The organism is Pyxidicoccus fallax, assembly GCF_012933655.1.
Taxonomy (GTDB): Bacteria; Myxococcota; Myxococcia; order Myxococcales; family Myxococcaceae; genus Myxococcus; species Myxococcus fallax.
Map to the genome: position 1 here is coordinate 1 of NZ_JABBJJ010000751.1, position 709 is coordinate 709.

Genomic DNA, 709 nt, shown 5'->3' on the forward strand with positions numbered 1-709 from the left:
CCCCCTGCCCCACCCTCCTCAAATTCTCGGAACGGGCGAATTCCAGAGACGGTGCGTGCGGGGATGGACGGAGGACGCGGTGGCGCATTCAACACGCCCTGGGAAAAGCAGCAGTGGGAGGAAGCGCTCGGCGGGCCTGCTCCCACTCCAGCATGGCCGGTCGACCCGACGTGACAGGTCACCCGCCGCTCAGTGGAGGGTGCGCTTCAGGCGGCTGAGCCGCTCGTGGGTCCGCTTCTGGGCAGGCAGCAGCTCGAGCTTCACGAAGCGGCGGGCCTCGCCATGCACCTGGTCCACGTCCCGCTGGTAGTCGTGGAGGCCGTGGTCCTCGCCCTCCTCCAGGGCCTGGATGGCCGTCTTCTCCCCGAGCACATCGGCGCCCGCCTGCACGAGCTTCGCGAAGGTGCCCCACACCCCGGAGCCCTCCGCGGGCTCACCGCCCAGCTTGCGGATGCGCTCCCGGAGCTCCTCCACCCGGTGCTCGTGGTCATGCTGGCAGTCCTCCAGCGCGCCTCGGAGCCGGTCGTCCGAGACATGTCCGAGCGCCTGGCGGTACGTCTCCACGGCGGAGATTTCCCCGCGGAGGAAGGAATTGAGCGTCTCCACATCCTTGCTGGCGTGAGCCATGGGCGGCCTCCATTGCAGGTGACTGCTCGCGCAAAGGTGCGACCCACCGCGGACCGGCAGGAGGGCCTCCCCTCGTTCACCT

The 709-nt window shown here is 69.4% G+C and carries 1 protein-coding gene; it reads right to left on the reverse strand.

The window, feature by feature from the left end; translation table 11 throughout:
• Positions 1-189: 189 nt before the first annotated feature.
• A complete protein-coding gene (locus tag HG543_RS53985; protein ID WP_169352719.1) occupies positions 190-627 on the reverse strand; it encodes a DUF2383 domain-containing protein in 438 nt (145 codons plus the stop codon).
• Positions 628-709: the final 82 nt, after the last annotated feature.

What these genes read in the sequence shown, in the direction of transcription:
- HG543_RS53985 (WP_169352719.1), bottom strand. Translation starts at nt 627, where the DNA reads ATGGCTCACGCCAGCAAGGATGTGGAGACGCTCAATTCCTTCCTCCGC.